The 25,544-nt window shown below is 42.3% G+C and carries 23 protein-coding genes, 3 tRNA genes and 2 pseudogenes; 10 read left to right on the top strand and 18 right to left on the bottom strand.

Annotated elements, in window-relative coordinates; genetic code table 11:
* The coding region (locus AACW06_RS21050; protein ID WP_443263662.1) for a transposase at positions 1-160 on the bottom strand (160 nt) is incomplete at its 3' end.
* Between the two features lie 393 nt (positions 161-553).
* Positions 554-1,246 carry an HAD family hydrolase gene (locus AACW06_RS16420; RefSeq protein ID WP_192075890.1) on the bottom strand — a complete coding sequence of 231 codons (693 nt, stop codon included), beginning with the start codon at positions 1,244-1,246 and terminating at the stop codon, positions 554-556.
* A gap of 258 nt (positions 1,247-1,504) precedes the next feature.
* Here AACW06_RS16420 and AACW06_RS16415 point away from each other — a divergent pair.
* Positions 1,505-1,845: pseudogene (locus AACW06_RS16415) on the top strand (IS1 family transposase).
* A gap of 56 nt (positions 1,846-1,901) precedes the next feature.
* Here the strand turns inward: AACW06_RS16415 and AACW06_RS16410 are convergent.
* The 5 genes from AACW06_RS16410 to AACW06_RS16390 all read right to left on the bottom strand — a co-directional run bounded on the left by AACW06_RS16410 (position 1,902) and on the right by AACW06_RS16390 (position 5,518).
* A tRNA-Cys gene (locus tag AACW06_RS16410) sits at positions 1,902-1,975 on the bottom strand.
* A gap of 36 nt (positions 1,976-2,011) precedes the next feature.
* Positions 2,012-2,098, bottom strand: a tRNA-Leu gene (locus tag AACW06_RS16405).
* A 56-nt stretch (positions 2,099-2,154) separates the two neighbouring features.
* Positions 2,155-2,230, bottom strand: a tRNA-Gly gene (locus tag AACW06_RS16400).
* Between the two features lie 177 nt (positions 2,231-2,407).
* Complete coding sequence (gene viaA / locus AACW06_RS16395; protein WP_192075889.1) at positions 2,408-3,850, bottom strand: ATPase RavA stimulator ViaA; 1,443 nt, start codon at positions 3,848-3,850, stop codon at positions 2,408-2,410.
* A 9-nt stretch (positions 3,851-3,859) separates the two neighbouring features.
* Entirely contained in the window at positions 3,860-5,518 is a 1,659-nt protein-coding gene (locus AACW06_RS16390) for an ATPase RavA domain-containing protein (RefSeq protein WP_192075888.1), read from the bottom strand.
* A gap of 284 nt (positions 5,519-5,802) precedes the next feature.
* Between AACW06_RS16390 and AACW06_RS16385 the strand changes: the two genes are divergently transcribed.
* The 3 genes from AACW06_RS16385 to AACW06_RS16375 all read left to right on the top strand — a co-directional run bounded on the left by AACW06_RS16385 (position 5,803) and on the right by AACW06_RS16375 (position 8,433).
* On the top strand, positions 5,803-6,318 hold the full coding sequence (locus AACW06_RS16385) for an NUDIX hydrolase (RefSeq protein ID WP_192075887.1): 516 nt from the start codon (positions 5,803-5,805) through the stop codon (positions 6,316-6,318).
* 8 nt (positions 6,319-6,326) lie between these two features.
* Entirely contained in the window at positions 6,327-7,331 is a 1,005-nt protein-coding gene (gene ltaE, locus AACW06_RS16380; protein ID WP_192075886.1) for a low-specificity L-threonine aldolase, read from the top strand.
* Positions 7,332-7,722: 391 nt separating this feature from the next.
* Complete coding sequence (locus AACW06_RS16375) at positions 7,723-8,433, top strand: TetR/AcrR family transcriptional regulator (protein ID WP_192075885.1); 711 nt, start codon at positions 7,723-7,725, stop codon at positions 8,431-8,433.
* Between the two features lie 10 nt (positions 8,434-8,443).
* Here AACW06_RS16375 and AACW06_RS16370 read toward each other — a convergent pair whose 3' ends face one another.
* Positions 8,444-9,709, bottom strand: coding sequence for a DEAD/DEAH box helicase (locus AACW06_RS16370; protein WP_192075884.1), 1,266 nt, complete (start codon positions 9,707-9,709; stop codon positions 8,444-8,446).
* Between the two features lie 126 nt (positions 9,710-9,835).
* Positions 9,836-9,958, bottom strand: a complete 123-nt coding sequence (locus AACW06_RS16365; RefSeq protein WP_255091333.1) for a hypothetical protein — start codon at positions 9,956-9,958, stop codon at positions 9,836-9,838.
* Between the two features lie 337 nt (positions 9,959-10,295).
* Here AACW06_RS16365 and AACW06_RS16360 point away from each other — a divergent pair, with 337 nt between their 5' ends.
* Entirely contained in the window at positions 10,296-11,507 is a 1,212-nt protein-coding gene (locus tag AACW06_RS16360; RefSeq protein ID WP_192075883.1) for an aromatic amino acid transport family protein, read from the top strand.
* A 176-nt stretch (positions 11,508-11,683) separates the two neighbouring features.
* Complete coding sequence (locus AACW06_RS16355; protein WP_192075882.1) at positions 11,684-13,111, top strand: methyl-accepting chemotaxis protein; 1,428 nt, start codon at positions 11,684-11,686, stop codon at positions 13,109-13,111.
* Between the two features lie 129 nt (positions 13,112-13,240).
* On the opposite strand, the gene AACW06_RS16350 is transcribed toward AACW06_RS16355, so the two are convergent.
* Together AACW06_RS16350 and phhA are read right to left on the bottom strand one after the other, a co-directional pair.
* The gene (locus tag AACW06_RS16350) at positions 13,241-13,573 is read right to left on the bottom strand and encodes a 4a-hydroxytetrahydrobiopterin dehydratase (protein ID WP_192075881.1); all 333 of its coding nucleotides are present in this window, start codon (positions 13,571-13,573) and stop codon (positions 13,241-13,243) included.
* Positions 13,566-14,357 (bottom strand): phenylalanine 4-monooxygenase, encoded by a 792-nt coding sequence (phhA, locus tag AACW06_RS16345; protein ID WP_192075880.1) that lies wholly within the window; start codon positions 14,355-14,357, stop codon positions 13,566-13,568. The genes AACW06_RS16350 and phhA overlap by 8 nt, the downstream gene beginning before the upstream one ends.
* Positions 14,358-14,593: 236 nt before the next feature.
* Here phhA and AACW06_RS16340 point away from each other — a divergent pair, with 236 nt between their 5' ends.
* Positions 14,594-16,588 (top strand): acetoacetate--CoA ligase, encoded by a 1,995-nt coding sequence (locus AACW06_RS16340; RefSeq protein ID WP_192075879.1) that lies wholly within the window; start codon positions 14,594-14,596, stop codon positions 16,586-16,588.
* 192 nt (positions 16,589-16,780) lie between these two features.
* Positions 16,781-17,695, top strand: coding sequence for a LysR substrate-binding domain-containing protein (locus AACW06_RS16335; RefSeq protein ID WP_192075878.1), 915 nt, complete (start codon positions 16,781-16,783; stop codon positions 17,693-17,695).
* Positions 17,696-17,826: 131 nt separating this feature from the next.
* On the opposite strand, the pseudogene AACW06_RS16330 reads toward AACW06_RS16335, so the two are convergent.
* From AACW06_RS16330 to AACW06_RS16320, 3 genes and pseudogenes are all read right to left on the bottom strand, one after another.
* Positions 17,827-18,778 (bottom strand): annotated as a pseudogene (locus AACW06_RS16330) (integrase core domain-containing protein).
* A 41-nt stretch (positions 18,779-18,819) separates the two neighbouring features.
* Positions 18,820-19,152 (bottom strand): thermostable hemolysin, encoded by a 333-nt coding sequence (locus AACW06_RS16325; protein WP_192075877.1) that lies wholly within the window; start codon positions 19,150-19,152, stop codon positions 18,820-18,822.
* 162 nt (positions 19,153-19,314) lie between these two features.
* Entirely contained in the window at positions 19,315-19,896 is a 582-nt protein-coding gene (locus AACW06_RS16320) for a class I SAM-dependent DNA methyltransferase (protein WP_053310481.1), read from the bottom strand.
* Positions 19,897-20,106: 210 nt separating this feature from the next.
* Between AACW06_RS16320 and AACW06_RS16315 the strand changes: the two genes are divergently transcribed.
* Both AACW06_RS16315 and AACW06_RS16310 read left to right on the top strand, forming a co-directional pair.
* The gene (locus tag AACW06_RS16315) at positions 20,107-20,985 is read left to right on the top strand and encodes a LysR family transcriptional regulator (RefSeq protein ID WP_192075876.1); all 879 of its coding nucleotides are present in this window, start codon (positions 20,107-20,109) and stop codon (positions 20,983-20,985) included.
* A 179-nt stretch (positions 20,986-21,164) separates the two neighbouring features.
* Entirely contained in the window at positions 21,165-22,061 is an 897-nt protein-coding gene (locus tag AACW06_RS16310; protein ID WP_192075875.1) for a cation diffusion facilitator family transporter, read from the top strand.
* 69 nt (positions 22,062-22,130) lie between these two features.
* Here AACW06_RS16310 and yddG read toward each other — a convergent pair whose 3' ends face one another.
* The 4 genes from yddG to AACW06_RS16290 all read right to left on the bottom strand — a co-directional run bounded on the left by yddG (position 22,131) and on the right by AACW06_RS16290 (position 25,323).
* A complete protein-coding gene (gene yddG, locus AACW06_RS16305) occupies positions 22,131-23,051 on the bottom strand; it encodes an aromatic amino acid DMT transporter YddG (protein WP_192075874.1) in 921 nt (306 codons plus the stop codon).
* Positions 23,052-23,073: 22 nt separating this feature from the next.
* Positions 23,074-23,643 (bottom strand): sugar O-acetyltransferase, encoded by a 570-nt coding sequence (locus AACW06_RS16300; protein ID WP_192075873.1) that lies wholly within the window; start codon positions 23,641-23,643, stop codon positions 23,074-23,076.
* Positions 23,644-23,751: 108 nt separating this feature from the next.
* Complete coding sequence (locus AACW06_RS16295) at positions 23,752-24,150, bottom strand: OsmC family protein (protein WP_192075891.1); 399 nt, start codon at positions 24,148-24,150, stop codon at positions 23,752-23,754.
* A gap of 192 nt (positions 24,151-24,342) precedes the next feature.
* Positions 24,343-25,323 (bottom strand): Gfo/Idh/MocA family protein, encoded by a 981-nt coding sequence (locus AACW06_RS16290; RefSeq protein ID WP_192075872.1) that lies wholly within the window; start codon positions 25,321-25,323, stop codon positions 24,343-24,345.
* Between the last annotated feature and the right edge of the window lie 221 nt (positions 25,324-25,544).

The following is a 25,544-nucleotide window of genomic DNA, read 5'->3' as shown; positions in this document are numbered from 1 at the left end:
TCTCGATCTCAACGCCAGGTAAACTTCGCAGTAACTTTGGCATAATCTTTCGTAGGTAGCTGCACATACCAGGATTCAGGATTTTCCGACGGTACTTAGTCACCCAAACTATGTGATATTTAGTGTAATAAACACTATGGGACGAGGTATAATATTGCATTTAGCTATCGTACCGTCTCCAAAGGCATTCATCCACGGGTAAACCCGTGGTTTTCTGTATTCACAGAATAAAGAGCAAGACAATCCTCGACAATTTTTTCTATGAAGTATGAAATGCGTCTAATTTTAGAAACTAAGATTAAGTTTCCCAACAGCGTGTAGCAATTAGTGTTTATTCTATAGATATGGAGAACTTCTTTCTCCTTTTGCTGCCGAGATATCAATATGAAACATATAAATCTAAAACAAGAAGAGATCGACTGCTGCCCACTTTGCCAGCATGATGAGTACTTGATTTCCGACAACCAGGAAAAATTCATTTGTGGTCAGTGTGGCTTTCGAACTGATAACCTACAAAGTGTTCGAAAAATGATAGCGACTCACGCGGTCTCTATCAGTTATAAGCATATTCATTCTTCTGCCCACAACGTTCACTAAGCCAGATCTTGAGATCCAGTAATGAATTAATGACCACCACATTCGAATCTTTAGAACGAGCATTCGGATTTAGAGGGGCTAGCTGAAAAGTTGGCACCTCAGCGTTGACTCCCGCCTCGACTCCTTTTTCAGAGTCATCGACATAAATACACTCTTCTACTAGAAACCCCATACTCATCGCACAATAACGAATTAAGTCTGGTTCTGGTTTCCAACTGTTCGCTTCAAAAGCAGAAAAAATACGACCTTCGAAAAAGGTATTCAAACCGCAACGCTCTAAAATAAGAGCCATTTTTTCTTTAGAGGCATTAGATGCTACGCAGTACTCAATACCTTGTTGATCTAGATAGTTAAGTAATTCCAGCGCACCCTCCATAGGTAATAGACGCTGCTGAAATAAGCGGTCGAGCTCAACCCGGTATCGCTTTTCGAGCAGATCAATATCGGCATCAATTTGGGCGTACGTTCGCGTTTGAACTAAGATATCGGCTATCTTACCACCTTCAAAATGATTACAGATTTGATTAAAAGAAAGCTCAGCTCCAAATTGATTGAATACCTCAACCAAGGCTTCACAGCATAAACGCTCACTGTCAACCAAAGTACCTTCACAGTCAAAAATAATGCAATTGATTTTTTTCTCAGTCATAATCGCTTCCTTTTATCAGCCTTCATCTTAATATTTGAAGCATTACTTGGAATGATTAAGTTAACAGAATGGAGCGAAGGTAAGAACGGATGTGCATAACTTCAACACCCGTCACTCTTTTTACATTAAATGATATTTTTACAATGAAGCGAGATTGATAAATGATTCGCCGGTGTATCAGGATAAAGATTAGGTCGTGACTCCAACATGGAGAACTTGTGTTAAAATGGTAACCTTTTCACCCTCAAACAAGAAATCATGGCTACCATTCAAGTTCAATGTCGATTTTGTAACCAAACTGAACATGTACGTAAACACGGCAAGGGAGTAACGGGCTTTCAGCGATTTCGTTGCTCGCTTTGCTCAAGCCGTTTGATATCAGCTTCTTTTTTACCGATGGCTTCAACGTTTACACAAAAGAATTACCAAGGGAAAAGCATGTTGTGGGCAAAAGGTTCTCTCAACGGATTGAGCGAACCAATCTAACCCAGCGTTCCAGATTAAAACGTTTAGTACGTAGAACAATTAGTTTTTCCAAATCGGAGAAGATGCACGATAAGGTGATCGGAACATTCATTGAACGAGAATTCTATCTTTGAATCAACCGATTGGAGTCACAACCAAAAAAAAGACGCTAAAAAGCGTCTTTTTTTTTTGGAGGCGCGACCCGGAGTCGAACCGAGGTACACGGATTTGCAATCCGCTGCATAGCCACTCTGCCATCGCGCCATTGTTTGTATTTTGTTCTTATGAACAAAGAAGAGATGGTGCCCCGGGCCGGACTTGAACCGGCACGACTCGAAAGTCGAGGGATTTTAAATCCCTTGTGTCTACCAATTTCACCACCAGGGCACGCAATTCTGAATTGCGATGCCGTAAACGGAAACGTTACACACCATCGTAAAATTTGGAGCGACACACGAGGTTCGAACTCGTGACCTCAACCTTGGCAAGGTTGCGCTCTACCAACTGAGCTAGTGTCGCACTGTGGTTCTTGTGGGCTTCCCCGTGAGAACGAGGTGTACTTTAACGGATTGAGAAAATGAGTCAACAATAAATTTTATTTCTTTGAATCAAGTGGTTAAAAAGCAAACTTACGATTATTTGGCAACCAGTTTTTGATCAAGAATAATACAACCTCAGTATCTAAAATACCGATGCTCACCATTTTTTCATTAACCGTCCCACTAAGTTGGGGTGATATGACCAGCAATGATCAAACATTACCATCAATTCGGGGTTACCATATTTCGATAAACTCACTGCATGAAAGCGATTTTTTTGTACTTTCAACTGAGCCACTTTTTCGAGCAATTCTTTGGGTTGCTTAGGAGCAATAAAATCTGACAATACCACTAAGTCAGCATTTTTATATTTATCCCCTTGCATCAATTCTATCGACTGAATTAATACTGGCTCTAGATCTGTGCCGCCATGGAATGAGTAGCTCAAAAAATTACTCGCTTCTCGCAAACCATCTTGTTTGGTTAATTCATAGGTGATCTGCTGGGTTGAAAATAGCATTACATAGCACTCACGGTCTTCTGCTAGTGCAATCTGCATCAAAGCATAAGCCATCGCTTTAGCGCATTGCTCAGGAAAACCGCTCATTGAGCCCGATGCATCAACACAAACAATAAATGGTCCCTTATCGACATCATACTGTTTATTTTCAGGGCGATGGGCTTTTACTTTTCTTAGCGTACGTGACTTTCCTTGCATGCGGTAATTCATCAACCGCTTATCGACTAGGTGTTTGTAAAAGACAACCTCAAGTTCAGGATAAGCTAAAAACATAGTTTCATTTGGCAGAAGTTTGTTGAGATCATCGCTTTCATGAATCCCCACAATGTCATCCGTTGCTTCATCAGACTTTTCTTCCACCATTTGTAGCTCTTCAACCGGGGCTTGGTTTAGGTCTGGATCATCAACTTCTCCAGCCATTCGCCCTAATTGCTCCGCAATATCTTGTAGGCCTTTATTCTTTACTAAGAACTCAGCATGGCGTTTCATGACAGAAATATCCGTCTTACTCAGTTTGGCTGAAGCCATATCCCACAAACGGCCAACGCTCGACTCATCGCCAGATTCTGTCACTTTATCCATGTTTTTCATGGTTTCCATGCGCTGGTATAAATCGGCTAATACCTTTTCTTTGTTACTTTCTAGCTCATTGACTTGCGCCTGCTTAATCGCATCAGAAAGACTTTGATACCATTGGTCGCAAAAAAAATGCGGAAACATGGGGTTAGTTAACCCCTTATTGTTTTCCATTAAACGACGAGCTTGAAGATAAAATGCTGAGTGCCATTCTAATTTCTTGATAACATCATTGATCTGATTAAAGAAAGTTGCTTCATCCCAATGGATAACTTCTTGGTATAACGCAAGCTCTTGCTGAAAGCGTTCCGTTTCACACACCCGCGTAATACGTTTTTTAACACTACCCCGCCACTTAGAGAGATGGTTTTTAACCGTGCTTGAAACACCACGATTATCAGCCATCATCACCTGAGAACGAGCCAGCAAGTCATTCACTGCAGTATCAATGATGCCAGAATCAGCAATCATTAACGCCAAATTCAAACCATCTGCGCCAAGCATTTCAGCTCCTTATTCAAAAAACTGATTGAGGTTTTTAAAGCGCTGAACCGTTTTCTCACATTCCATTTGTGTCGATTCAAGTAACTGCTGTAGATGTTGCAACGTCGCTTCCATCGCAGTTGGTAATTCAGGATCAATGAAATTATGCGGCAATGCTCCATGGAACGTGGAACGCACTTTACGCAAATGATGCTCTGCATGCTGTAATTGCATTACAGCTTGATCGGCTTTCGAGATCCATTGTTGATAGAGTTCATCGTTTAAACCTTGTTCTGTCACTAAACTAATCAACACCGAACGGTTTGCAATGTCTTTGATCACTATGTGGTTGTCGGCACTCAGCTCAAACTTCAAACGACACAAATTGGTGTTTTGGTTTACGTAGCCGTAAACATCACCATTGCCGTCTTTGATCACTCGCTCAAGCTCATTTTTAGGTACATACACCCAACGACTATCACCTTTTTCTGATTCCGATACCGACATGTTACTTTGCAGCAATACTAGTTTGACTAAATCAAATGCTGAACCAACTTTGTAGGTTTTCGCCGCTGTGGTGTCACATTGGTATACTTGCTTTTTAATCAAGCCTGTTGAGGTTTCAAGCGAAACAGGCATAGCAAATTGAGACTCTAGCTCTTGTTGGATGTCGGCAAGTTCTTCGCGGCACAACTCGATTTGCTGTTCGACGTCTTGCTGATCAAATGCATGTTTTAACGCAAATTCACGGATCACATCACGAACAATATCGCGTGATTCAGGGCTATTCCACAGACAATCTTGTAACAAAAGCAGATCCAATGGATTTATCGAATCTCGTCCATTAAAGAACGCACTTGCTTTAAGTAGCTTCACCGCTTTCTTCCAGCGTCGATCTGACACATACATATCGCTACTTGACACAGTGGGAAAGTTGGCTATTGATTGTTCCAACATATTTTTTAGTTCAAACAGTTTCTCAAATACGTCATCGGTCAATAGTAAGTTGTCAAGCTGATTTTGCCATAAATGGTATTCTTCATCCGTAATGGCTAACCCGTCTGGAATTCGTGCTTCTTGTGAGGTACCAACGGTCAACATTGATTTGAAGTTCTGCTTATTTTGAATACGGTTAACAAATACTCGCACCAACATCCTGTCATACAATGCATCTAACCCGCTCTCTTCGTCAGGTAGTTCATTGGAAGCGGAGACTAAGAGACGCATTGGTACACGTTCAATATCACTGCCGTTCTTGAACGTTTTTTCATTTACCACTGTCAGTAAAGTATTCAAAATAGCAGGACCTGCTTTCCAAATTTCATCAAGAAAAACCACTTGAGCTGTAGGAAGGTAACCCTGGGTTAAACGAATATAACGGCCATTGTCTTTCAATTCTTGGATGCTCAGAGGGCCAAAAACTTCCTCTGGTGTTGAGAAACGAGTCATTAAATATTCAAAATAACTGCTATTGTCGAATGCTTGGATCAAGCGCTTAGCGATCAAACTTTTTGCAATACCTGGTGGACCAAGTAAAAAAACACTTTCACCCGCTAATGCCGCAAGCAAACAAAGCTTAATGGTATCTTCACGTTCATAAACACCGTCAGACAAGGCTTTAGCAAGCTTATTAATGCGCTCGGAAAGCAGTGCTTTTTGTGCATGAGATGCAGGATTAGGGTTTATCACGTCAATGCTCCAAAGAGGCTCAGAATAGTATATATATAAATAATTTTATACATTTGTTGTCATTTTGTTACAAATACAGTTTTATTTTCAACGCTTCTTATAGCAGATCTCTTTTACATGAAATTTCATGGAATCATTGTTTGCAAATATGCGAGACATATCACCAATAACAGCAATAAAATGATTATTCCCAAATCATTTTTCATTTGTCTTGGCAAAATAAATCAGTAAGGTGGGAAGTCGAATCGAATTCCCAACGTTGGCTTCATAAATAGAAGAGTTGCATGAGCAAAACCATACATACATGGAAAACTATTTCACTGGTCGAAGAAAGCGTTTGTCTTCCGACAGGCAAAACCATTCAACACACCACTATTGTTCACCCAGGCGCAGCCGTTATTCTGCCTATTACCGAACAAGGTGAAGTGATTTTAATCAATCAATACCGTCCATCTCTTAGGAAGTGGCTTTTGGAACTCCCTGCAGGCACTGTCGAGCAAGGTGAACAACCTCATGAGTGTGCTCACAGAGAATTAGAAGAAGAAACTGGTTACTCAGCCAACCAACTGATTAATTTAGGTCAAGCGACACCGCTCGCCGGATTCTGCGATGAGATTCAATATCTATTCGTGGCAAAACAACTAACAAATACTGCTCGTTTAGGATGTGATGATGATGAAGTCATTGAGGTTGTTTTTCTTTCTATTGAGGAATTAGAACAGCGTATCATCAATGACCAAATCACTGATTCCAAAACAATTACCTGCTTAAGCAAAGCAAAGCTTTGCGGCTATTTATAGGAGATATCATGGATTTTCGATCCGATACAGTAACTCAACCCACTCAAGCAATGCGTGATGCGATGGCAAAAGCAGAGGTTGGGGATGACGTATATGGCAATGACCCTACCGTTAATGCATTAGAGCAATGGGCAGCAGAGCGCCACGGTTTCGAAGCAGCCTTATTCACTCCATCAGGTACTCAGGCAAATTTGCTTGGCTTAATGTCACACTGTGAACGTGGTGATGAATATTTGTGTGGGCAACAAGCGCATAACTATAAATATGAGGCTGGCGGAGCCGCCGTTTTAGGCTCGATCCAACCCCAGCCTATCGAAAATAATCCAGATGGCACATTGGACTTCAACAAACTAAAAGCGGCGATTAAGCCTGATGATCTCCACTTTGCACGTACACGTTTACTCAGCTTAGAAAACACCATCAATGGCAAAGTACTTCCGTTATCTTATTTAGCGCAGGCTAGAGAGTTTGTAAATACACACAACCTTGCCATGCATTTGGATGGTGCGCGCGTCTATAATGCTGCGGTCGCCTTAGAGGTAGATGTTAAAGAGATTGCTCAATACTTTGACTCGATGACGGTTTGTTTATCCAAAGGATTAGCCGCGCCAATCGGCTCGTTGTTATTAGGGTCTAAACAATACATAGCTAAAGCTCGACGCTTGAGAAAAATGCTCGGTGGCGGTATGCGTCAGGCAGGAATTTTAGCTGCAGCGGGTAAACTGGCGTTGACCGAACAAGTAGCACAACTCAAAACGGATCACGACAATGCGCAATACTTAGCTTGTGGGCTTGCTAAGCTAACGGGCTTCTCCGTTAACCCAGATTTTGTACAAACGAACATAGTATTCGCTAAATTAGATCAATCGATAGATATCGACGCAATTGCGCGAAAACTGGCGCAAGATGATATTACAATCTCACCAAGTAATCCTATCCGTTTTGTTACTCATAAAGATGTATCACGCTGCGATATCGATTTGCTGCTGGAAAAGCTTGCGGCTTATCTCTGAACAACTCACCGTTGTTGATGTGGTAGAAATATTCAATAAGACATGAGCTTCTTTCGAGGAGCTCATACTCTCATAAACACAGATGCTCACACTTAGTAACTAGCCCTCCCAGAGCAGAGATCGTCTATTATTAAAACACACGCCATTTATACTCTTCCGACTTGAAGTTGCAGCGGTGTTGGCTACGTTCGTTCCCCCCAATAACATAGTTTATCTATACTCATAGGGATGAACTCACTTGCCGCCTACCTGCAACTTCAAGTGGTTTGGGTATAAATTCATCGTTTCGTACCATTATTGCGTATTTATGCGACTCGTTATGTGCTTTTCCGTGAATCTGATGCGTAAATCTGGTACAACTCCCTCGTAAAAATAGTAATGAGCAAGTGATATGACCAAAAAACAAGGCCGAAGAAGTGCCCAAGATGCCAAACAGACCAAAAGAGATATATTAATAGTCGCTGCCGAGCTGTTTTGTCAATTTGGCTATGCTCGTGTTTCGCTACGAAATATCAGCGATAAAGCAGGTGTATCACATAGCCTTCTTCGTCATCACTTCGGCAGTAAAGAGCAAATCTGGCGAAGTATTAGTGATGGTCTACATCAATATACTGAGCACTACTTGCACAAAGTGATAGCAGAAATTCCAGAAAATACACCGGTCAACCAACAACTGTATCTGTTTACCATCCGCTTACTTGCACACATGCTTATCGTCAAGCAACCCATCCAATTTATTGCTGATGCAGTAAGACAGGAAGACGCTCTATTTGATTATTTCATTGATAGTGCAGGTGAAATTCAACGCATTATTGAACAACTCGCCAAGCAATATAACCATGAGTTTCCAGCAACAGCGATCACGGTCTGGGAAATAAAGTGGCAAATCATCATGTACGCGCATGGCGCGGCAAGCTTAACACCATTTTTAAAAGAAACTTGGTCAGATGAAACTCAAGATATCAATCAATGCTTACTTAGGCATTGGCAACTGTTTAATGACTTAATGGTGACAAAATTCCACATCGATGAAACGCAAAAACTGTCACCCAAAAATGTCAGCGATCTGGTTTACAATATTGGTTGTGATTGGACCCAATAAGGGATACGCCTTATCGTTTACCACGACCAGCGTGAATTTTTAATTTTGCTTTCATTTTACGCTTTTCCGATGAACGACTCTTTTTGGGAGAATGGTGCTCTGAAGCGACTTCTTCCAATAAGCTAGGTTCAAAACCTTGTAACCATTCTTGGGGCAAACGCTGATCTAATAATGTTTCTACCGCTTGAAGTAGATACTCTTCATCTCGGCTCATTAACGAAACCGCTAAGCCCTGCTGCCCTGCCCGACCTGTTCGACCAATTCGATGTACATAATCTTCCGCTTTGTATGGCATATCATAGTTGACCACTTGTTCGAGTTGGCGGATATCAATGCCTCGCGCTGCCACATCAGTCGCAATCAACGCCCGTACCTTGCCAGATTTAAAATCATCCAACGCTTTTTGGCGCGCACCTTGGCTTTTGTCACCATTAATAGAAGCTGCTTTAATGCCATCTAACTTGAGTTCTTTCGCTAACGCATCACTACCTTGTTTGGTTTTAGTGAACACGAGTACTTGCTGCCAGTTGCGAGATCCGATCAGATAAGCCAAAAGCTCACTCTTACGTTTCTTATCAACTGGGTAGATCATTTGCTTCACGGTGTCAGCTGTCGCGTTGGCTGGTGTTATCTGCAGTGCCACAGGATCTCGCATCATTTTGTGTGCAAGTGCCTTGATTTTATTATCAAACGTTGCAGAGAAAAATAGAGTCTGACGATCTTCATTCATACGCTTCAAAATGCGCTGAATGTCAGGCATAAACCCCATGTCTAACATGCGGTCTGCTTCATCTAGCACCAACACTTCGGTTCGTGTCAGAATGATATTTTTGACAAACAGGTGATCGATCAATCGTCCCGGCGTAGCGATCAAAATATCCGCACCACCTCTGAGATTACGCGTTTGTACATGCATGCTAGTGCCACCATAAGCCGTGACGACTTTCAAAACCGTACCGGCTGCATACGCGGTTAAGTTGTCAAATACTTGCTGTGCCAGTTCTCGAGTTGGAACCAAGACTAACGCGCGGATGACTTTACTGTTTGCTTCTCGCGGGCTGTGATCATCTAAAAAGCGTTGCAAAATAGGCAAACCAAATGCGGCTGTTTTACCGGTTCCCGTTTGAGCTCCTGCCATCACATCCTTTTTCTCCAAAACATGAGGAATAGCTTGAGATTGGATCTCTGTCGGGGCTTCAAAGCCTAAATGGTCTAGAGCTTTAACTAAAGGTAGAGATAGCCCCAAGCGTTGGAACGGGTTTAAGTTATCAGACATGAGCGCTTACCTATTGGAAATAAGGGCGCGGATTGTAACAGAGAGGATGGTGTTTAGCCTATTCAAAATCAATGATCAAATTAAACACTTAACGAGCAGCAGAGCCAGCAAAAATGCTGGCCTAGGTTATTCATTATTGACGTGCTGTGCACATTCATCGGTAGCCGTATCATAATCGGATAAATCGAAACCGATTTCCATCGCATCTAGCCATTCTAGGCACTCATCATTTTTGTATTGGTCACTCATTGTCGACCTCCTTTTTATTTAACTTGAGCAAAATTATTACGCCACAAGGTCCTTTTAAGATGCTTTATATGACAAATTTTTGAAAGCGGACAGTCAAAATTGTCATATGTACGAGGTTTATCATAGGTAAACGATGACGACTAGCTTTATTTGCATCAAACCTCGCGGGTGTAAATAAAAAAATACACTTGTGGATTTTAATTTGTACAAATAGATTGAAAACAAATTGAAAGTTCTACAAAATAACCACAAATCGATAGGTTCATAGGTTATTGATGCTTTTACAGCGATTTACCACTACCTAACACACCACAAACCGTATAAAGATATTTACACCATGACTCAATCAAAGATTTTCGGCAGTACTTTGATCATCGCAGGAACCACTATTGGCGCAGGCATGCTTGCTCTGCCCCTAGCTTCAGCGGGTATCGGCTTTACAACTTCACTTTTCATTATGATTTCTCTGTGGGGATTAATGGCATTTACTGCTCTACTTATGGTCGAGATCCATCAATATGCTGATAAAGATGCAACGCTACACTCTCTTGCTAAGCAAATACTTGGAGAGAAAGGTAAATGGGTGGCGAGCTTTGCGATGTTGTTTCTGTTTTACTCATTGTGCGCAGCGTATATCGCTGGCGGAGGCGCTCAGTTCACACATAGACTTACCGATCTTGCAGATTTAGACATCAGTAATTCATTAGGCACACTTATTTTTACGTTAGTGGTTGCGGTCATTGTTACTGTGGGTACAAGTACCGTTGATAAGGTCAACCGCTTACTCTTTGCGGGAAAGATGATCGCGATGATCGCAGTGCTCACCTTTCTTGCACCTAATGTGTCTCAATCATACCTACTAAGCATGCCACTTGGGCAAGGCTTAGTAGTTGCTGCTATCCCTGTGATTTTTACCTCTTTTGGCTTTCACGGAAGTATTCCAGCCATCGTCAAATACTTAGATGGCGATACACCATCACTGCGCAAAGCAATATTATGTGGTTCTGCAATACCATTGGTTATTTATATCTTTTGGCAATTGGTGACTCTGGGTGTTGTAAGTCAGCCAGAACTGGTTGAAAACTCTGGTCTAAGCACTCTGATTGTGACCCTTGGACAAACGGTGCACCAGTCAAACTTAAGTAGCACTATTGGTATTTTCGCAGATCTTGCCCTACTGACATCCTTTTTAGGGGTAAGCCTCGGTTTATTTGAATTCATGGGGGACACCATCAAGAAAAAGAAAATCGGAGCCAACCGCACAGTCGCAGCTATTATTACGTTTGTTCCACCTTTGGTATTCGCTCTTTTTTACCCACAAGGTTTCATTATGGCGCTTGGTTACGCAGCGATTGCATTGACGATTCTTGCCATCTTTTTACCTGTAGTCATGGTGATTAAAGTGCGCAACCAAGAACAATACAATGACGAAAACCGATATCAAGTTAAAGGTGGTAAAGTCGCTTTAACTATGACGGCAACCATCGGTTTGATGATCATCACATCACAAATGTTCATCAGTTTAGGAATTCTACCCTCACTTGGTTAAGCTGGTTTTAGGTGGGAAGATTCCCACCTTCACCGTTCCCGCTTAAAAACAAGATCAAAATCTCACTATTGATATTTACTCCAACATTCATTTCATAAAGTTATGCCGGACAGCACACATTAGAAATTACTATATTTATAATGTTGTCTATTCATCTCTTGCATACTGGAGTAACAATGAAAGAAGTTCAATTCAGGACGATTGACCGCGTATTTATTAAAATGTCGACACACGACAAAATGTGGGTGATCTTCGCTTTATTCCTTACCGCCTTAAGTTTTATGGCGGGTAATCGTTATTTTGATACGCTTACACATATCGAAGCACAATCTAAGCTAGCTATCGAATACAAACTGCAAGGCTTATTGACGGGCGCAACAGATGTAAAATCGATACCTGGTATCGAATCACGAACTTCAGCAGCCATAACCAGTTATAAAAACGGGGTTGTGACCGCAACGGCAAAACACAGTGACGGTAAATTTTATGCACTAACAGAAAATATGTCTCGCCTTGAAAATGAAACTCGCCATCAAGCCCTCAATAGTTTCTTACTCTCTTATTTATGGGCCGTACCATTTGCGATCTTTGTTTATTGGGTTGCTACGTTTCTTGGTGGTGCCCTGTGGGTGCTTTACACCACCACACAGAAAATTGCAGAGGGTGATTTAACTTCTCGTTTAGGTTTTCACCCAGGTCGTGATGAATTCGGTACCATTGGCTGCGCTCTAGATAATGCGATGGATACATTGACCGAGTTGGTTGTTTCGGTAAAAGAAAATGCGAGCACGCTAGGACAAACTTCGGACTCTTTCGCTAATGAAATGAAAGAGAGTGAAAAACAGATTAATAACCAATATGCATCGCTTGATTCTGTCGCGACTGCGATGGAAGAAATGACCGCCTCAGCACACGAAGTATCAGCTATCTCTCAGCAAGCGAACCAACAATCTGAGCACGATACCAAGCAAGTTGAACAAAGCTACCAATTGGTTCAACAAGCGATCAATGAAATTTCACAACTTTCGCAATTCATTGCTCAAGCGTCAAACTCAGTTTCGACCTTGAATGAAAACACGATTCAGATCAACGAAGTAATCACCACCATCAACGCTATTTCAGAGCAAACCAACTTATTAGCATTAAACGCAGCGATTGAAGCCGCGCGTGCTGGTGAGCAAGGCCGAGGCTTTGCAGTGGTTGCCGATGAAGTTCGCACACTTGCTAGCCGCACTCAGGCAGCAACCGTTGAAATTCAAGCAATGATCGAGAAACTACAAACTGAAAGTAAAGGTATTGCACGCATTACCGAACAAACTGTTAGTCAAGCTCAAACTAGCAGTGATTTAGTATCTGATATCGGTAATAACGTTAACTTGATTGCTGAGTCCGCGAAAATGATCAATGACATGAGCGTGCAAATTTCAACCTCTGCAGAGGAACAAAGCTCTGTCGCCAATGATATTGCCGCAGAACTTAGCGACATTCGAACGCAATCAAATGCCATCCGCAGTGTTGCACAACAATCATCTCAAGGTGTTGCGAGCTTAGCTAAAGCCTCTCGCAACCTGGGTGAAATTTTGAGTCGCTACCGTACTAGCTAACTTGAAATTTCAGCCCATACCGCTGTGGCTTCAAGTTATACAACTGCTTAATTTTTTTATAAAAAAGACCAGACATAAATGAAGGAAATATTTATGTCTGGTCAGGTGTTGAACTGTATCGGCTATTAGCTAGTCGATTAACGCGTCACATTTGGCAGCGCAGATGAAATCGTTTTGATGTAAACCTTTAATGGAATGGCTCCACCATGTCACCGTCACTTTACCCCATTCCAATAAAAGACTAGGGTGATGAAATTCATCTTCCGCTAATTGTGCTATTTGGTTGGTAAACGCCCAAGCCAGTTTAAAGTTTTTAAACAGGTACACTTTTTTAAGCTGTGGGATTTCTCCGCGATGCACTAAAGTCCATCCGTCTAGTTCTTTGAGTAGGTTTTGTTGCTCTTCTGCAGTCAAAGCAACCGCATCAATACTGCACGCTTCACAACGCAATTCTTCAAGCATGTGTTTCTTCCTTGGGTTGAAATAATGGAGTCAGTAGCTCTGTTTTCATGGCCTTCTCGACTTGATACATTAAATTTTGTTGACTTAAATGATATAAATCACTGAGATCATGGAGCACATAATACATCGGCTGCATAATATCGATGCGATAAGGCGTTCTCAGCACCTGCTGAATATCAAATATCTCTCTTTTTGGTACATCGCTATCTAGGCTATAAACCGTTTCCCCTGGAGAAGAGAGGATCCCGCCGCCATAAATCTTCGTCTCGCCACGCTCTTGCACTAGACCAAATTCAACGCTAAACCAATATAGACGAGCCAGATAGACGCGCTGCTTGTGATCAGCCCTTGCTCCTAACTGGCCGTATTTATGGGTAAATACTGCAAAATCAGGGTGGGTTAACATGGCACAATGACCAAAGATTTCATGGAAAAAATCGGGTTCTTGTAAGTAGTCAAACTCTTCTCGTGTACGAAGAAATGTTGCCACTGGAAATTTTTTGTCGGCCAATAATGCAAAGAAACGATCAAAATTGATCAGAGCAGGAACCGGTTTAACTTGCCATCCCGTCTCACGCTGCAAGATACGGTTAATGTCGGTCAATTGCGGGACATAATCATTCGGAAGCTGTAACAGATCTAATCCATCCAAGTAAGCTTGGCAAGCTCGCTGTTGAATTACCGCTTTTTGACGAGAAACCAAATCATGCCAAATAGCATCTTCAGCGCCGCTCCAATCGATCAAGCCTCTACTATTTAATGGCTTAGAATGATACTGAGTCATCACTGAACCTCATAACAAGTTAGTTACATTAAGCCTATCGCCTCCCTTCAACTCTGCCAATTCCTACACAGCATATTAACCCCACAGGAAATGTAACATATTTTTTACATTTTCATTTTTTACTTAAATATCATAAGTATGAATATGAAGGAGATATTTGACTTTGTCAGGTTGAGCAACAACACTTGAATAAATTACCACTCCGTCAGCCACAGCCTTTGTAAAGGATAGCTATCATGCATAAGGAAAATCCACCCGCTTGCAATCCGCTTTGGATCCCTAGTGAAGAGCGCGTTTCCTCATCTAACTTAATGCAATTTATTCAACATATTAATATGCAAGGAGAAGCGATAGAGCATTACTCACAGCTTCATCAGTGGTCAATTGTAGATAAGAAACAATTCTGGCTTGAGGTGTGGCAGTTTTGCGATGTCATTGGCTTTCGCGGTAACTGTATTTATGGTGAAGGTATATCACGATGGGAACAATTTACCCCGGCACGTGACACGATCTGGTTTCCACAAGCACAACTCAACTACGCGGAAAATTTACTCTCTTACGCTTTCCAGCAACCAGATGGCATTGCGGTGTGGTTTAAAAATGAGAATGGGAAAAGTCAGAAAATCACGTGGCAGCAACTCAATGATCAAGTCTCAATCCTTCAGCAATGGTTAAAGCAAAATGGCGTAGAAAAAGGCGACGTAGTCGCTGGTTACTTACCCCATATTCCAGAAACCTTAGTTGCTATGCTTGCAGCCACCAGCTTAGGTGCTATTTGGACAGCCACCTCACCAGATTTTGGGGTAGACAGTGTGATCGAGCGCTTTGGGCAAGTTAATCCAAAAATTCTTTTTTGCTGTAACGGCTATACTTTTAATGGCAAAACCCATTCAATGGAAGAGAAAAATACACACATTGTCGACGCAATTTCTAGCATCCAAAATACCTGCCAAATCGAATACTTACAGCAACGCTCGGTAAACATAACGATCAATGACGGATTTTCTGACTGGCATTCCATTTTCGCTAGTTACTTACCACGAGGTTTGCACTACAGCCGAGTTGGATTTAATGACCCACTATTTATCCTTTATTCTTCTGGCACAACAGGCAAGCCAAAATGTATCGCTCATTCGGTTGGCGGGACAGTGCTGAACCACCTCAAAGAGCATCAACTACATTGTGACATTCAACCTAAAGACCGCATCTTTTATTACACCACCTGCGGTTGGATGATGTGGAACTGGCATGTTTCTGCGCTCGCCTGTGGTGCGACATTAGTGATCTACGATGGCCACCCCATGTATCCACAACCTAGTGTGCTGTGGGAACTGGCCGAAGAGGCTGAGGTCACCTTGTTTGGAACGTCAGCGAAATACTTAGAAGCACTGCAAAAGACAGCCTTTTCACCGAGCGATTACTACCCGCTTTCTCATCTAAAGACTCTTTGCTCTACTGGTTCGGTGTTGTATCCAGAGCAATTTGATTATGTCTATTCTAATATCAAAGCTGACTTACATCTCGCTTCTATCTCCGGCGGCACTGATATTTGCGGCTGCTTTGTATTAGGCAACCCCATATCCCCCGTTTATCGAGGAGAGTGCCAAGGCGCAGCGCTCGGATTAGATGTAGCAGTGTTCAATCAAGATGGTGAACCAACGACTGAACAGCGTGGAGAGTTGGTCTGTCGTAACAGTTTTCCTAACCAACCGATAGGTTTTTGGCACGATGATGGCGAACGCTACCATCACGCCTATTGGAATAAATATGCGGGTATTTGGCACCACGGCGATGAAGTAGCATGGACTGAAAATAAAGGCATGCGTTTTTATGGGCGCAGTGATACGACGTTAAACCCAGGAGGAGTGCGTATCGGTACTGCGGAGATTTATCAACAAGTCAACGCACTTACGTCAATTATTGACTCTATCGCTGTCGGTCAAAAAGTAAATAACGATGAACACATCATTCTTTTTGTACAGCTTGCCGCTGGCTCAGAACTGGATGACAACTTAATCAATGAAATCAAACAACGACTTCGCACCCACTGCTCTCCACGCCATGTACCCGCTCAAATTTATGCTATTAGTGATATTCCCAGAACAAAATCGGGGAAACTGGTTGAACTGGCTGTTAAACAGACCATCCACAATGAAACCGTTAACAACCTTGGCGCTATCGCTAATACTCAAGTGCTAAGTGAAATTCACCAGCTCTTTTTCAACAAATAACCAGTGCAATAGCAACAAAAACTCTTCTTCCTACTATTATAAGCATCACATAAAGCAGAATAAACAACCAATAATAGAAATAACAGGAGGAAAGTTGTGACACCATACATCATGGCCAGTATATTAAAATGTCATTAACATACTACTCAGTGATATGCTTCACCAAAATAGAGGGAGACTTCGTCTTTATTTATGGATTACATTCATCTTTCGAGAATCAGTTTAAAGCACCTAACCACGTTGCACATCATGTTAAGCACGCGTAGCGTTACACAGACAGCAACTCAGCTTTGTGTCAGCCCATCAAGTATCAGTAAGTGTTTGTCACAATTGCGCATTCTCATGGAAGATGAGCTATTTTACCGAGACGGCACCCACTTGATTCCGACCCAGTTTGCACTGCAAATGGGGCCGACCGTTCACTCCATTTTGTCGAGTATGAATGGCTTGTTACACCATGCTGATTTTGAGCCCATTGCCCACCAAGGTCAGTATCACCTTGCAATGAGAGAAAGCACTTTCGAAGTGTTTGCTTCGAAACTTGCCAATGTTGTATCCAACCAGGCACCCAACGCTTCCTTTACGATTTACTCAAAAGAGCACTATGGATTTGATGCTCTACAAAGCGGTTTAGTCGACTTTATTTTACTACCACACGATATTAGCCAACCACCCACTCGCGATAAAGAATTGGTATGGGAAGTACTTGAATATGATGAAATGGTTTGTCTAATGGGAGAGAACCACCCTCTGGCTAATGAAATATTAACCACCGAGCAGTATTTAGATTATTCACATATTGGTATTTTAGATAAGGAGCTCTCTGAGCCTTTCTTTGAAAAGAACCTAGCGCAGTACCATCATGCGCGAAGAGTTCCTATTACCGTTGCCGACTTCGGTTCGGCAGCGGTACTTTGCCAACACACTAACTATCTCTTTACATGTTCTAAAAAATGGGCAGAACAGGCTTTGCAAGCACAGCAGTTAGTCACCAAACCACTTCCGTTTAATTACGGTACTGTCGCTTACAGTTTAGTTTGGAATAAGCCCAGCATGAACGACCAAGCCATTAGATGGTTGTGTGAACAGCTCAGGCAGCCTAGTTAGTTGAGTAATTGATTACTAGAATGAGATAAGCATTGAAAACAATAGGGGTCAGCAATACGCTGACCCCTATTGTTAGAAGTGGACCCCGATGGTTGGACACATAAGCTCATTTCTTAAGTGGTTGATCCTGCTCATGCTGCGTATCTTTGCCTACCGAAGTAGGCCTCATCAGAGTGAGGTTATTGAGTCCTTGATGGTTACGCTCTTCGTTATAAAACACCATGTAGTTACCAATTTCAAGCTCGGCTTCACGAGGCGTCGTATAAGCCTTTAAGTAAACCTCCTCATATTTCAGGCTTCGCCATAATCGTTCAATGAAAACATTGTCAACCCAACGGCCTTTCCCATCCATGCTTATACGTATGTCATGTTCAATTAACTTCTGTGTGAACTCTGTGCTGATAAACAGGAACCCCTTTGCCATTGGGATGTACGTGATATCAATCGCCCAAGCTTGGTTTGGGTAAGTAACTTCGATATCACGCAACAGGTAGGGATACACCTTGTGTGCTTTGTTCGCCAGCGTCGTTTTGGGCTTGGGGTAAATCGCCCCAATCCCCATATCGCGTATGAGTCGAACAACACGTTTACGATTAACGCTATGGCCCTTCTTAGCCAGCTCAGTTCGAATACGCCGACTGCCCATAAACGGGTCAATCATACGGCGCAACGCAATCTCCTCAGCAGAGAGTCCGATGGGTTGATAGTAAGCGGTAGAGCGAACAATATTGAGCAGCTCACATTGGCGCTTTATTGGCAATGGGGTGGATTTAACCAGCGAACTCTTTCGTTGGGCTCGGTTTAACGACCGAGCACTTTGGCCAAAAAATCATTTTCCATAGTCAATTGACCGATCTTGGCGTGAAGTTTGTCCACTTCTTCGGAACTCTCTTTTCCTGAGTGATTTTCGGAGGCAAAAATCATGGCTGCGTTTTCAAGCAGCTCCTTTTTCCATGTCGAGAGCTGGTTAGCGTGCAGGTTGTATTTCTGAGCTAACTCAGCGACGGTTTTATCACCTTTAGCGGCATCGAGAACCACCTTAGCTTTAAACTCAGGAGAGTGGTTTCTACGTTTTCTAATCATAATCTGTCCCTGTATTGTTGGGCACTATCAAAACAGATCAATCACTTAAAGTCATGTCCGAAAATTGGGGCCACTTCTATTAAGCCTAAACGGCCAATGTCTTGGCTAAAAACGTTAGATAGAATGGCTTCCGCTGGCTCATCTAAATATTGTTCAAGAAACAAGGCTTCATTGCTGGCAATGTGAAAACCGCATAAAGACTGGATATGGTCGTGATCGAGCAGAGCAAGAAACGTTGGCATGAAACTATTGAGTTTCGCGTCAAACGCTAGGGCGTACCGTTCACCAATATACGCTTCGACTTCTTTACGTTTTGGGTGGTCTTTTTCAACCATCTCTAACACTAGCGTGTTTGCTCGTAAGAGATCTTTCATTTGTTCACCCTCTAACTTTGATTTCATAGTGAGAATAAGAAATGAAACTTAAGGGAAACTTAAGAAAGTAAATTTTTTGCTACACGCATAAAGAAACCGCGCTTTACAGCGCGGTTTCTAAGGGAAAATACCGAGATAAAATCGTGAACTAGGATGAAAGGATTATTTACGACCCACACCCATCACAACTGGCGCTAGGCCATTTTTTGTTTGCATTTCAAAAGCCACTGAGGTTTCAACCTGACTAAAACCTGCATCTTTAAGTAGTGTTTCGATCTGACGTTGGCTAAGACCGTATTCAGGATCATCCTCTGCGACTAACCAGTCCCAGTGCACAAATAAGCCGTTGTCATCCAGTAAGGAATGAATAATTGTGAGCACTTCACTCAAATTCGGCACAAAACCACAAACAGAAGAAGCAACGACAAGGTCAAATTGCTTACGAAAGGCAGGGTGCTGCGCGACTAAACCACGGGTCAAGAAATCAACCACAGGTTCAACATTAGACAGTTCTTTTTTGTCTAACTCTTCAATCATCGCTTCCGAGCTGTCTAATGCGACAATATCCTTTACCTGTGGTGACATCAATTGGCTCAATAAACCCGTACCACAGCCAAAATCAAAAACATGTTTGCCATTGAGTGACGCTAACTTCTGAAGCTGCTGAAAAACGTTCTGTGCAAAAATAGTTGTGGACTCATCCTGTTCCCACTCAGCTGCGTACTCATCCCATTCGTTCGCCATCATGGCCTCCGTATTACTTCTTGTATTGGGGTAATATTGCCAAGAGTAAACCAAAACTATGTGACGTTCATAGCGTTACAACGCAATCTTATTCAATAAATGGGGCGCTTATTTCATTTGGCGAGAAAACAGACAGATAGGCATCCAACTGAAAATTGTTTATGATCCGCTGACTATCGTCACTTGTGATTACTATATCTTCGAGTCTTTATGAATCTCTCGCAAATTGAAGCATTTTGTTCCGTCGCAGAAACTGGATCAGTTTCTGAAGCGGCACGGCAGCTAGAATGTAACCGCACTAAACTGAGTATGGCAATAAAAGCATTAGAGAAAGAGCTCGATACTGCCCTGTTTGTGCGAACCGGTAATAACCTCACGCTTTCGGAAGCAGGTAAAGCGATTTACAAAGATTGTGAAAGCGTGTTGGTGACAATTGCGCGGATAAAGCACACCTGCACTCAAGTCTCACGAGGGTTTAACGCTGAAATGTGGATAGCCCGTGATGACTCACTACCCGATGCACTATGGCAAGACTTTGCGCATCAGCTCAATAATCGTTTTCCAGCCACGTCATTCAACTTAGTACTCGCATCGAGCGGTGACTTAGCCAACTTAATTGCGACTCACCAAGTTGACTTCGCATTTGGCGTTGATTATGAGCGTATCAATGACCCCAGAATTACCTACCAGCCTTTGGGCAAAATCCGCATGATGTCAGTGTGCAAAAGTGACCATCCACTGACCAAGATTAAACGTGTAACTGATGAAGAACTCCGCAAAGCAATGCAAGCGGTGATGGTTTACCTTAATGAGAAGGATAATCCAGAGCTACAACCTTTTTCACGTCGATACATCGGTTTCTCTAGTTTTGATTACATGCTCAATACCATTTTGACAGAAAATGCATGGGGAGTTTTGCCCGAGCCACTTATTCGCCGTTATTTGCGTGAACAAAAACTAACGGTAATCAAGCATACTTATGGTTTAACCCAAGAAGATTATTGCATGTTCACCGCAACAGGCATGTCGGAACATCCTGGAATGAATTGGTTGGCGGATAAACTCAGCGATTACTTGTTTGATTTTTAATCCAATCGAGACTCAAGCAGTCAGCGTCAAAAAAACTGACAGAAAGACAATGCGTAACTCTTTGTTTTTAAAAAAATAATAATTTTGCATTGATTCCACTATCAATCATGCTCACTTAACGATTGTCAAAAATGGGTTTTCAGCCAAAATAACACTATGTTTTCAACAGGTATTATTTTATGTGCGCTCGAACAAGAAATAACGAAAATCGTGTATTAACGATTTCAGCCCTTTTGGCTTCTGGCTTTGCTGGCGGTGGTTTAGTGGTAGGTATGCTTGTCGGCTCATTAGTTATCGTGTTTGATGGTGTCTATTCACTGGTCAGCTTGCTGTTAACATTATTGTCGCTGGTGGCTTCACGTTATATCCGTAAACCTTCAGATTCTCAATTTCCATTGGGTAGGGCTGTTTTTGAACCAGCCGTAATTGCAATTAAGGCCAGCGTGATTTTATTAGTAGTGAGTTATTCGCTCTACTCAGCTGTCGTTGCATTATTCACTGGTGGGCGCGAAGTGGATGCTTCTATCGCAACACTCTTTGGCGCAATCAATGTTATTGGCTGTGGCTTTGCCTGGTGGTTTATTGCTCAAAAAAGTAAGCGTTACTCTTCTGGCTTAATCGAAGCAGAAACGAAGCAGTGGCAAATGGACACGCTATTAAGTGTCGTGGTAACCGTAGGTTTCTTAGTGGCCTTTTTAGTGACAATGTCACCTTATGCGGTGTATGCCGTATATGTAGACCCAATAATGATGTTATTAATGTCGTTTTATTTTATTAAAGTGCCTTACGACATGCTCAAATCCGCGATGCGTGAATTACTGATGATGTCGGCGAGCAAAGAAATTTGTAACACAGTTGACCAAGGCGTAATAGCCGCAGGTGAAGAATCAGACCAAGAGATTGAATTGACTTCCGTGACTAAAGTAGGCCACGAGTTATGGGTAAACGTAGATATTCGCCCAGAAGAGAATGAAATGATTGCTATCGAAGATATTGAAAGTACACGTCGTTCGTTACATAAGCGTTTATCGAAACTGCCTTTTGAATTGCAATTAAACATGAACATTGCACGATAGTCACAAACCTTCATAAAAAAGACCTCAACCATTATGGTGAGGTCTTTTTGTTTCTAATAGCCGATTCGCCTAGCTTGCTTGTGTTGCCTCGCTCTCTTTAACAGATGACGATCTATCTTTTGTCGCCCACCAGCACATTAATGAACCAATGGTGACCATCACGACACCTTGCCAAAAACTGACACCGAGCACCACTCCCAATATAACCGAAGAAAATAACGTCGAAATGACAGGAGTGAAATAGGAAAGCGTAGCCAGTAACAGCATGTTTCCTCGAATAATCGCGACATTCCACAACGCATAGCCACTGCCCATAACCACACCAGTGATCACTAAATTTAAAGTAGCAGGGAGTGTAAATACTAACGCTCGTTCATCACTGAAGAAATATTGAATCCAAAGTGCGTTGGCTGTGGCGATAAAAAAGACGATAATTGCATTTTGTCCATTCGCTAACTGTTTGGTGATATTGCAATACACAGCCCAAATAATCGCTCCTGCAAACGCCATGCTATAAGTCGCTGGGTTAGTGGCGATGTTGCGAGAAAACTGTTCGATAGAAAAGCCATCATCACCAGCGATCGTCCACGCCACCCCCACAAAAGCTAATACAACGCTCGGGTAAACGAATAAATAAATTGGCTTACGAGTAACAATAACAGCCAACAACACTGTCAGTGCTGGCCATAAGTAATTGATAACTGCCATTTCTAACGCTTGATGACGGTCATTTGCCATGCCAAGTGCTAGCGCTAAGCAAATTTCATAACTGACAAAAAGCGCGCCACCAATCAGCAAGTAACGTAAAGAAAATTGCTTTAGCTTAGGAAAACCCATCACTAGCACGAGAAATATAGAACTCACTGTGTAGATCAAAGCAGCCCCCCCAATTGGGCTAAATTGCTCAGCCACTGTTCGGGTGAGCCCCATAAGACAGCTCCATAGCAAAATGGCAGCCACACCAAACAAGGTGTGCTTATGTTGTTTCAATGATGACCTTCCTCGCTGTTATTTAACTGGTTGAGAGACTGTTGACTTCTTTTAATGAGCGAATCACTCGGGCTGGTGTACCACCAACCAGTGTATCGGGTGGCACATCTTGATTAACCACAGAATTGGCCGCCACAACCGAACGCGCACCAATGGTGACACCTTGGTTAACAATCACGTTACCGCCAATCCAAACATCATCTTCCACTACGATGGGTTTACAAAACGTCTCCCATAAACGGCGACTGCGATAATCTAAAGAGTGAGAAGGTGTATAAAATTGAGTATTAGGGCCAATAAGAACATGATTGCCGATGGTAATACAAGCACCGTCTAACATAGTGACATTCATATTGATAAAGGTTTCGTCACCAATGTGAATCGTTTCACCAAACTCACAGTGGAAAGGAGGTTGAACAACGCTGTGACCAATGACACCGAACAGCTGCTGCTGTAATGAATAACGCTGCGACGCATCACAACACTGGTTAATTTGAACTTGCAATTGAACCGCTTTGCAACGAATTCTATCTATTTCAGGATCGGCACCATCAAAGATTTGTCCATCCATCATTTTTTCCATTTCAGTCATCTTTTCACTCCTCATCGCAATAAAAAGCCAGAGTACGCTGAAATAAAAAAGAAAAAAGAGAAAATGTCACTCGTACATTTTCCCCCTTTTTACATAGCTCATGGCGAATTAAATGATTTCCCAACTATGGGTCATCACCACACCTTTACCTAACATCAAACAGACTGAGCAGTATTTCTCTAATGAATCTTGAGCTATCTTTGCCACCACGGTAGGGTCAAGGTTTTCTCCAGAAACTTCAAAATGAATGTTTACCGCGGTAAAAATACGCGGTGCTGTGTCGTGGCGCTCTGTGGTTAATTTAGCAACACACGATGTCACATTTTGCTTGGCCGATTTCAAACCATCAACTACATCGACAGAGCTACAACCACCAGCGGCCATCAGAACCATTTCCATTGGGCTTGGTGCACTCGCACCGCCACTACCATCCATCACAATAGAGTGACCCGATTGTGATTGCCCTAAAAATTTAAAATCTTCAACCCACTTAACTTCTGCTTGCATCACTTGATCTCTTATTCATTGGCTGTGAATTATACCAATCACCGTAAGTCAGTGTTCCGAAATAGCGTAGAAAAAATGCTTGATAGCAAGGCGAAATTTTTCGATAAGTAGCTATTCTACAATCAAAAATTCTAACGCTGTTATCGAGTATTTAAACAAGCTAGGATGACCAGTTATTTACTACGATTGGTATTACTGTTTATCGGAAGGGAAAACCACTCCGGTTTGACGGCGTATTTCCGTTAATAATTTGGACACCAGTAGTGAACGTTGTTTGCATTGCTCATCAATACTGTTTCGCTGGATTTGCGCGGCAAATTTCTGAGCTTCATAAAACATGCGATTCGTTTGTTGATCAACACTTAAATCTTCACGACAGCCACTGCGACTAATTTTTGTGACACGATTGCAGATAGAAATCATCTCAACTTGCAACGCAGCCTCTTCACCTTGGATCTCACTTGGCAAGTAAGAATCGCTAGTTTTGGAGTGCATTAACACCACATCAAAACCTTTATATCCTAAAATGACACTGCCATTGCCATCCACCCCCGTATCCAACAAATGAGCTTGGGCTTGAACTGAGTCTGGCTCACCAAACAATTCAACCGCAGAACCTAGACAGTAGTAACCAATATCCATGATGGAACCATTAGAAAATTCAGCCAGGAAAGTGTTTGGTCTTTGGCCATTTAAATATTTAGGGTAACGAGATGAGTATTGGCAGTAGCTAATCATCGCTTTGCGAATAGCACCAATTTGCGATAACTGCTGTTTAATAACAGCAAAATTTGGCAAATGCGGCGTCATAAATGCTTCAAATAAAATGACATTTTGCTGGTCTGCCACTTTATACATCTGCTGCGCTAGTGGGTAATTTGATGCCAAAGGCTTTTCACATATGACATGCTTACCTGCCTCCATCATTTGAATCGATTGCGGACCATGCAGTGCATTAGGACTTGCAATATAGACTGCGTCAACCTCATCGCACTCCCCTAACTGGACTAAATCGGTAAATAAAACCGGAGAATCGTATTTCGCTGCAAATTCTTTTGCTTTATCGAAACTGCGCGAGTAGACCGCCGTCAGCTTAAAAGCGCCTGTTTTTAATGCGCCTTCAATAAATTGATCGGTAATCCAGTTGGTTCCAATAACCGCTAAGCGAATCATAATGAGCTCCTTTTACAAATTTCACTCATTATCTGGAGTTACGGAGTAGGAAGCAATCTTACTTTACAAGAGTAGATACCCCCGTGCATGCACAGGGTACTTACTGTTACAACTCCATGCGGAGTTGACCAGAATCCTTTTCGCCCTGATGCCTAACGTAATTCGCTATAACCTGTTCATTCACGCCTACGCTACTGACAAAGTAACCTGGCGACCAAACA

This window comes from Vibrio sp. S12_S33 (assembly GCF_963889785.1).
In the GTDB taxonomy this organism is placed as follows: domain Bacteria; phylum Pseudomonadota; class Gammaproteobacteria; order Enterobacterales; family Vibrionaceae; genus Vibrio; species Vibrio aestuarianus.
The sequence above is the reverse complement of the archived record's forward strand: the minus strand, read 5'-3'. Positions and strand labels throughout refer to the sequence as shown.

What these genes read in the sequence shown, in the direction of transcription:
- AACW06_RS16420 (WP_192075890.1), bottom strand. Translation starts at nt 1,246, where the DNA reads ATGACTGAGAAAAAAATCAATTGCATTATTTTTGACTGTGAAGGTACT.
- viaA (WP_192075889.1), bottom strand. Translation starts at nt 3,850, where the DNA reads ATGCTTGGCGCAGATGGTTTGAATTTGGCGTTAATGATTGCTGATTCT.
- AACW06_RS16385 (WP_192075887.1), top strand. Translation starts at nt 5,803, where the DNA reads ATGAGCAAAACCATACATACATGGAAAACTATTTCACTGGTCGAAGAA.
- ltaE (WP_192075886.1), top strand. Translation starts at nt 6,327, where the DNA reads ATGGATTTTCGATCCGATACAGTAACTCAACCCACTCAAGCAATGCGT.
- AACW06_RS16375 (WP_192075885.1), top strand. Translation starts at nt 7,723, where the DNA reads ATGACCAAAAAACAAGGCCGAAGAAGTGCCCAAGATGCCAAACAGACC.
- AACW06_RS16370 (WP_192075884.1), bottom strand. Translation starts at nt 9,709, where the DNA reads ATGTCTGATAACTTAAACCCGTTCCAACGCTTGGGGCTATCTCTACCT.
- AACW06_RS16365 (WP_255091333.1), bottom strand. Translation starts at nt 9,958, where the DNA reads ATGAGTGACCAATACAAAAATGATGAGTGCCTAGAATGGCTAGATGCG.
- AACW06_RS16360 (WP_192075883.1), top strand. Translation starts at nt 10,296, where the DNA reads ATGACTCAATCAAAGATTTTCGGCAGTACTTTGATCATCGCAGGAACC.
- AACW06_RS16355 (WP_192075882.1), top strand. Translation starts at nt 11,684, where the DNA reads ATGAAAGAAGTTCAATTCAGGACGATTGACCGCGTATTTATTAAAATG.
- AACW06_RS16350 (WP_192075881.1), bottom strand. Translation starts at nt 13,573, where the DNA reads ATGCTTGAAGAATTGCGTTGTGAAGCGTGCAGTATTGATGCGGTTGCT.
- phhA (WP_192075880.1), bottom strand. Translation starts at nt 14,357, where the DNA reads ATGACTCAGTATCATTCTAAGCCATTAAATAGTAGAGGCTTGATCGAT.
- AACW06_RS16340 (WP_192075879.1), top strand. Translation starts at nt 14,594, where the DNA reads ATGCATAAGGAAAATCCACCCGCTTGCAATCCGCTTTGGATCCCTAGT.
- AACW06_RS16335 (WP_192075878.1), top strand. Translation starts at nt 16,781, where the DNA reads ATGGATTACATTCATCTTTCGAGAATCAGTTTAAAGCACCTAACCACG.
- AACW06_RS16325 (WP_192075877.1), bottom strand. Translation starts at nt 19,152, where the DNA reads ATGAAAGATCTCTTACGAGCAAACACGCTAGTGTTAGAGATGGTTGAA.
- AACW06_RS16320 (WP_053310481.1), bottom strand. Translation starts at nt 19,896, where the DNA reads ATGGCGAACGAATGGGATGAGTACGCAGCTGAGTGGGAACAGGATGAG.
- AACW06_RS16315 (WP_192075876.1), top strand. Translation starts at nt 20,107, where the DNA reads ATGAATCTCTCGCAAATTGAAGCATTTTGTTCCGTCGCAGAAACTGGA.
- AACW06_RS16310 (WP_192075875.1), top strand. Translation starts at nt 21,165, where the DNA reads ATGTGCGCTCGAACAAGAAATAACGAAAATCGTGTATTAACGATTTCA.
- AACW06_RS16300 (WP_192075873.1), bottom strand. Translation starts at nt 23,643, where the DNA reads ATGACTGAAATGGAAAAAATGATGGATGGACAAATCTTTGATGGTGCC.
- AACW06_RS16295 (WP_192075891.1), bottom strand. Translation starts at nt 24,150, where the DNA reads ATGCAAGCAGAAGTTAAGTGGGTTGAAGATTTTAAATTTTTAGGGCAA.
- AACW06_RS16290 (WP_192075872.1), bottom strand. Translation starts at nt 25,323, where the DNA reads ATGATTCGCTTAGCGGTTATTGGAACCAACTGGATTACCGATCAATTT.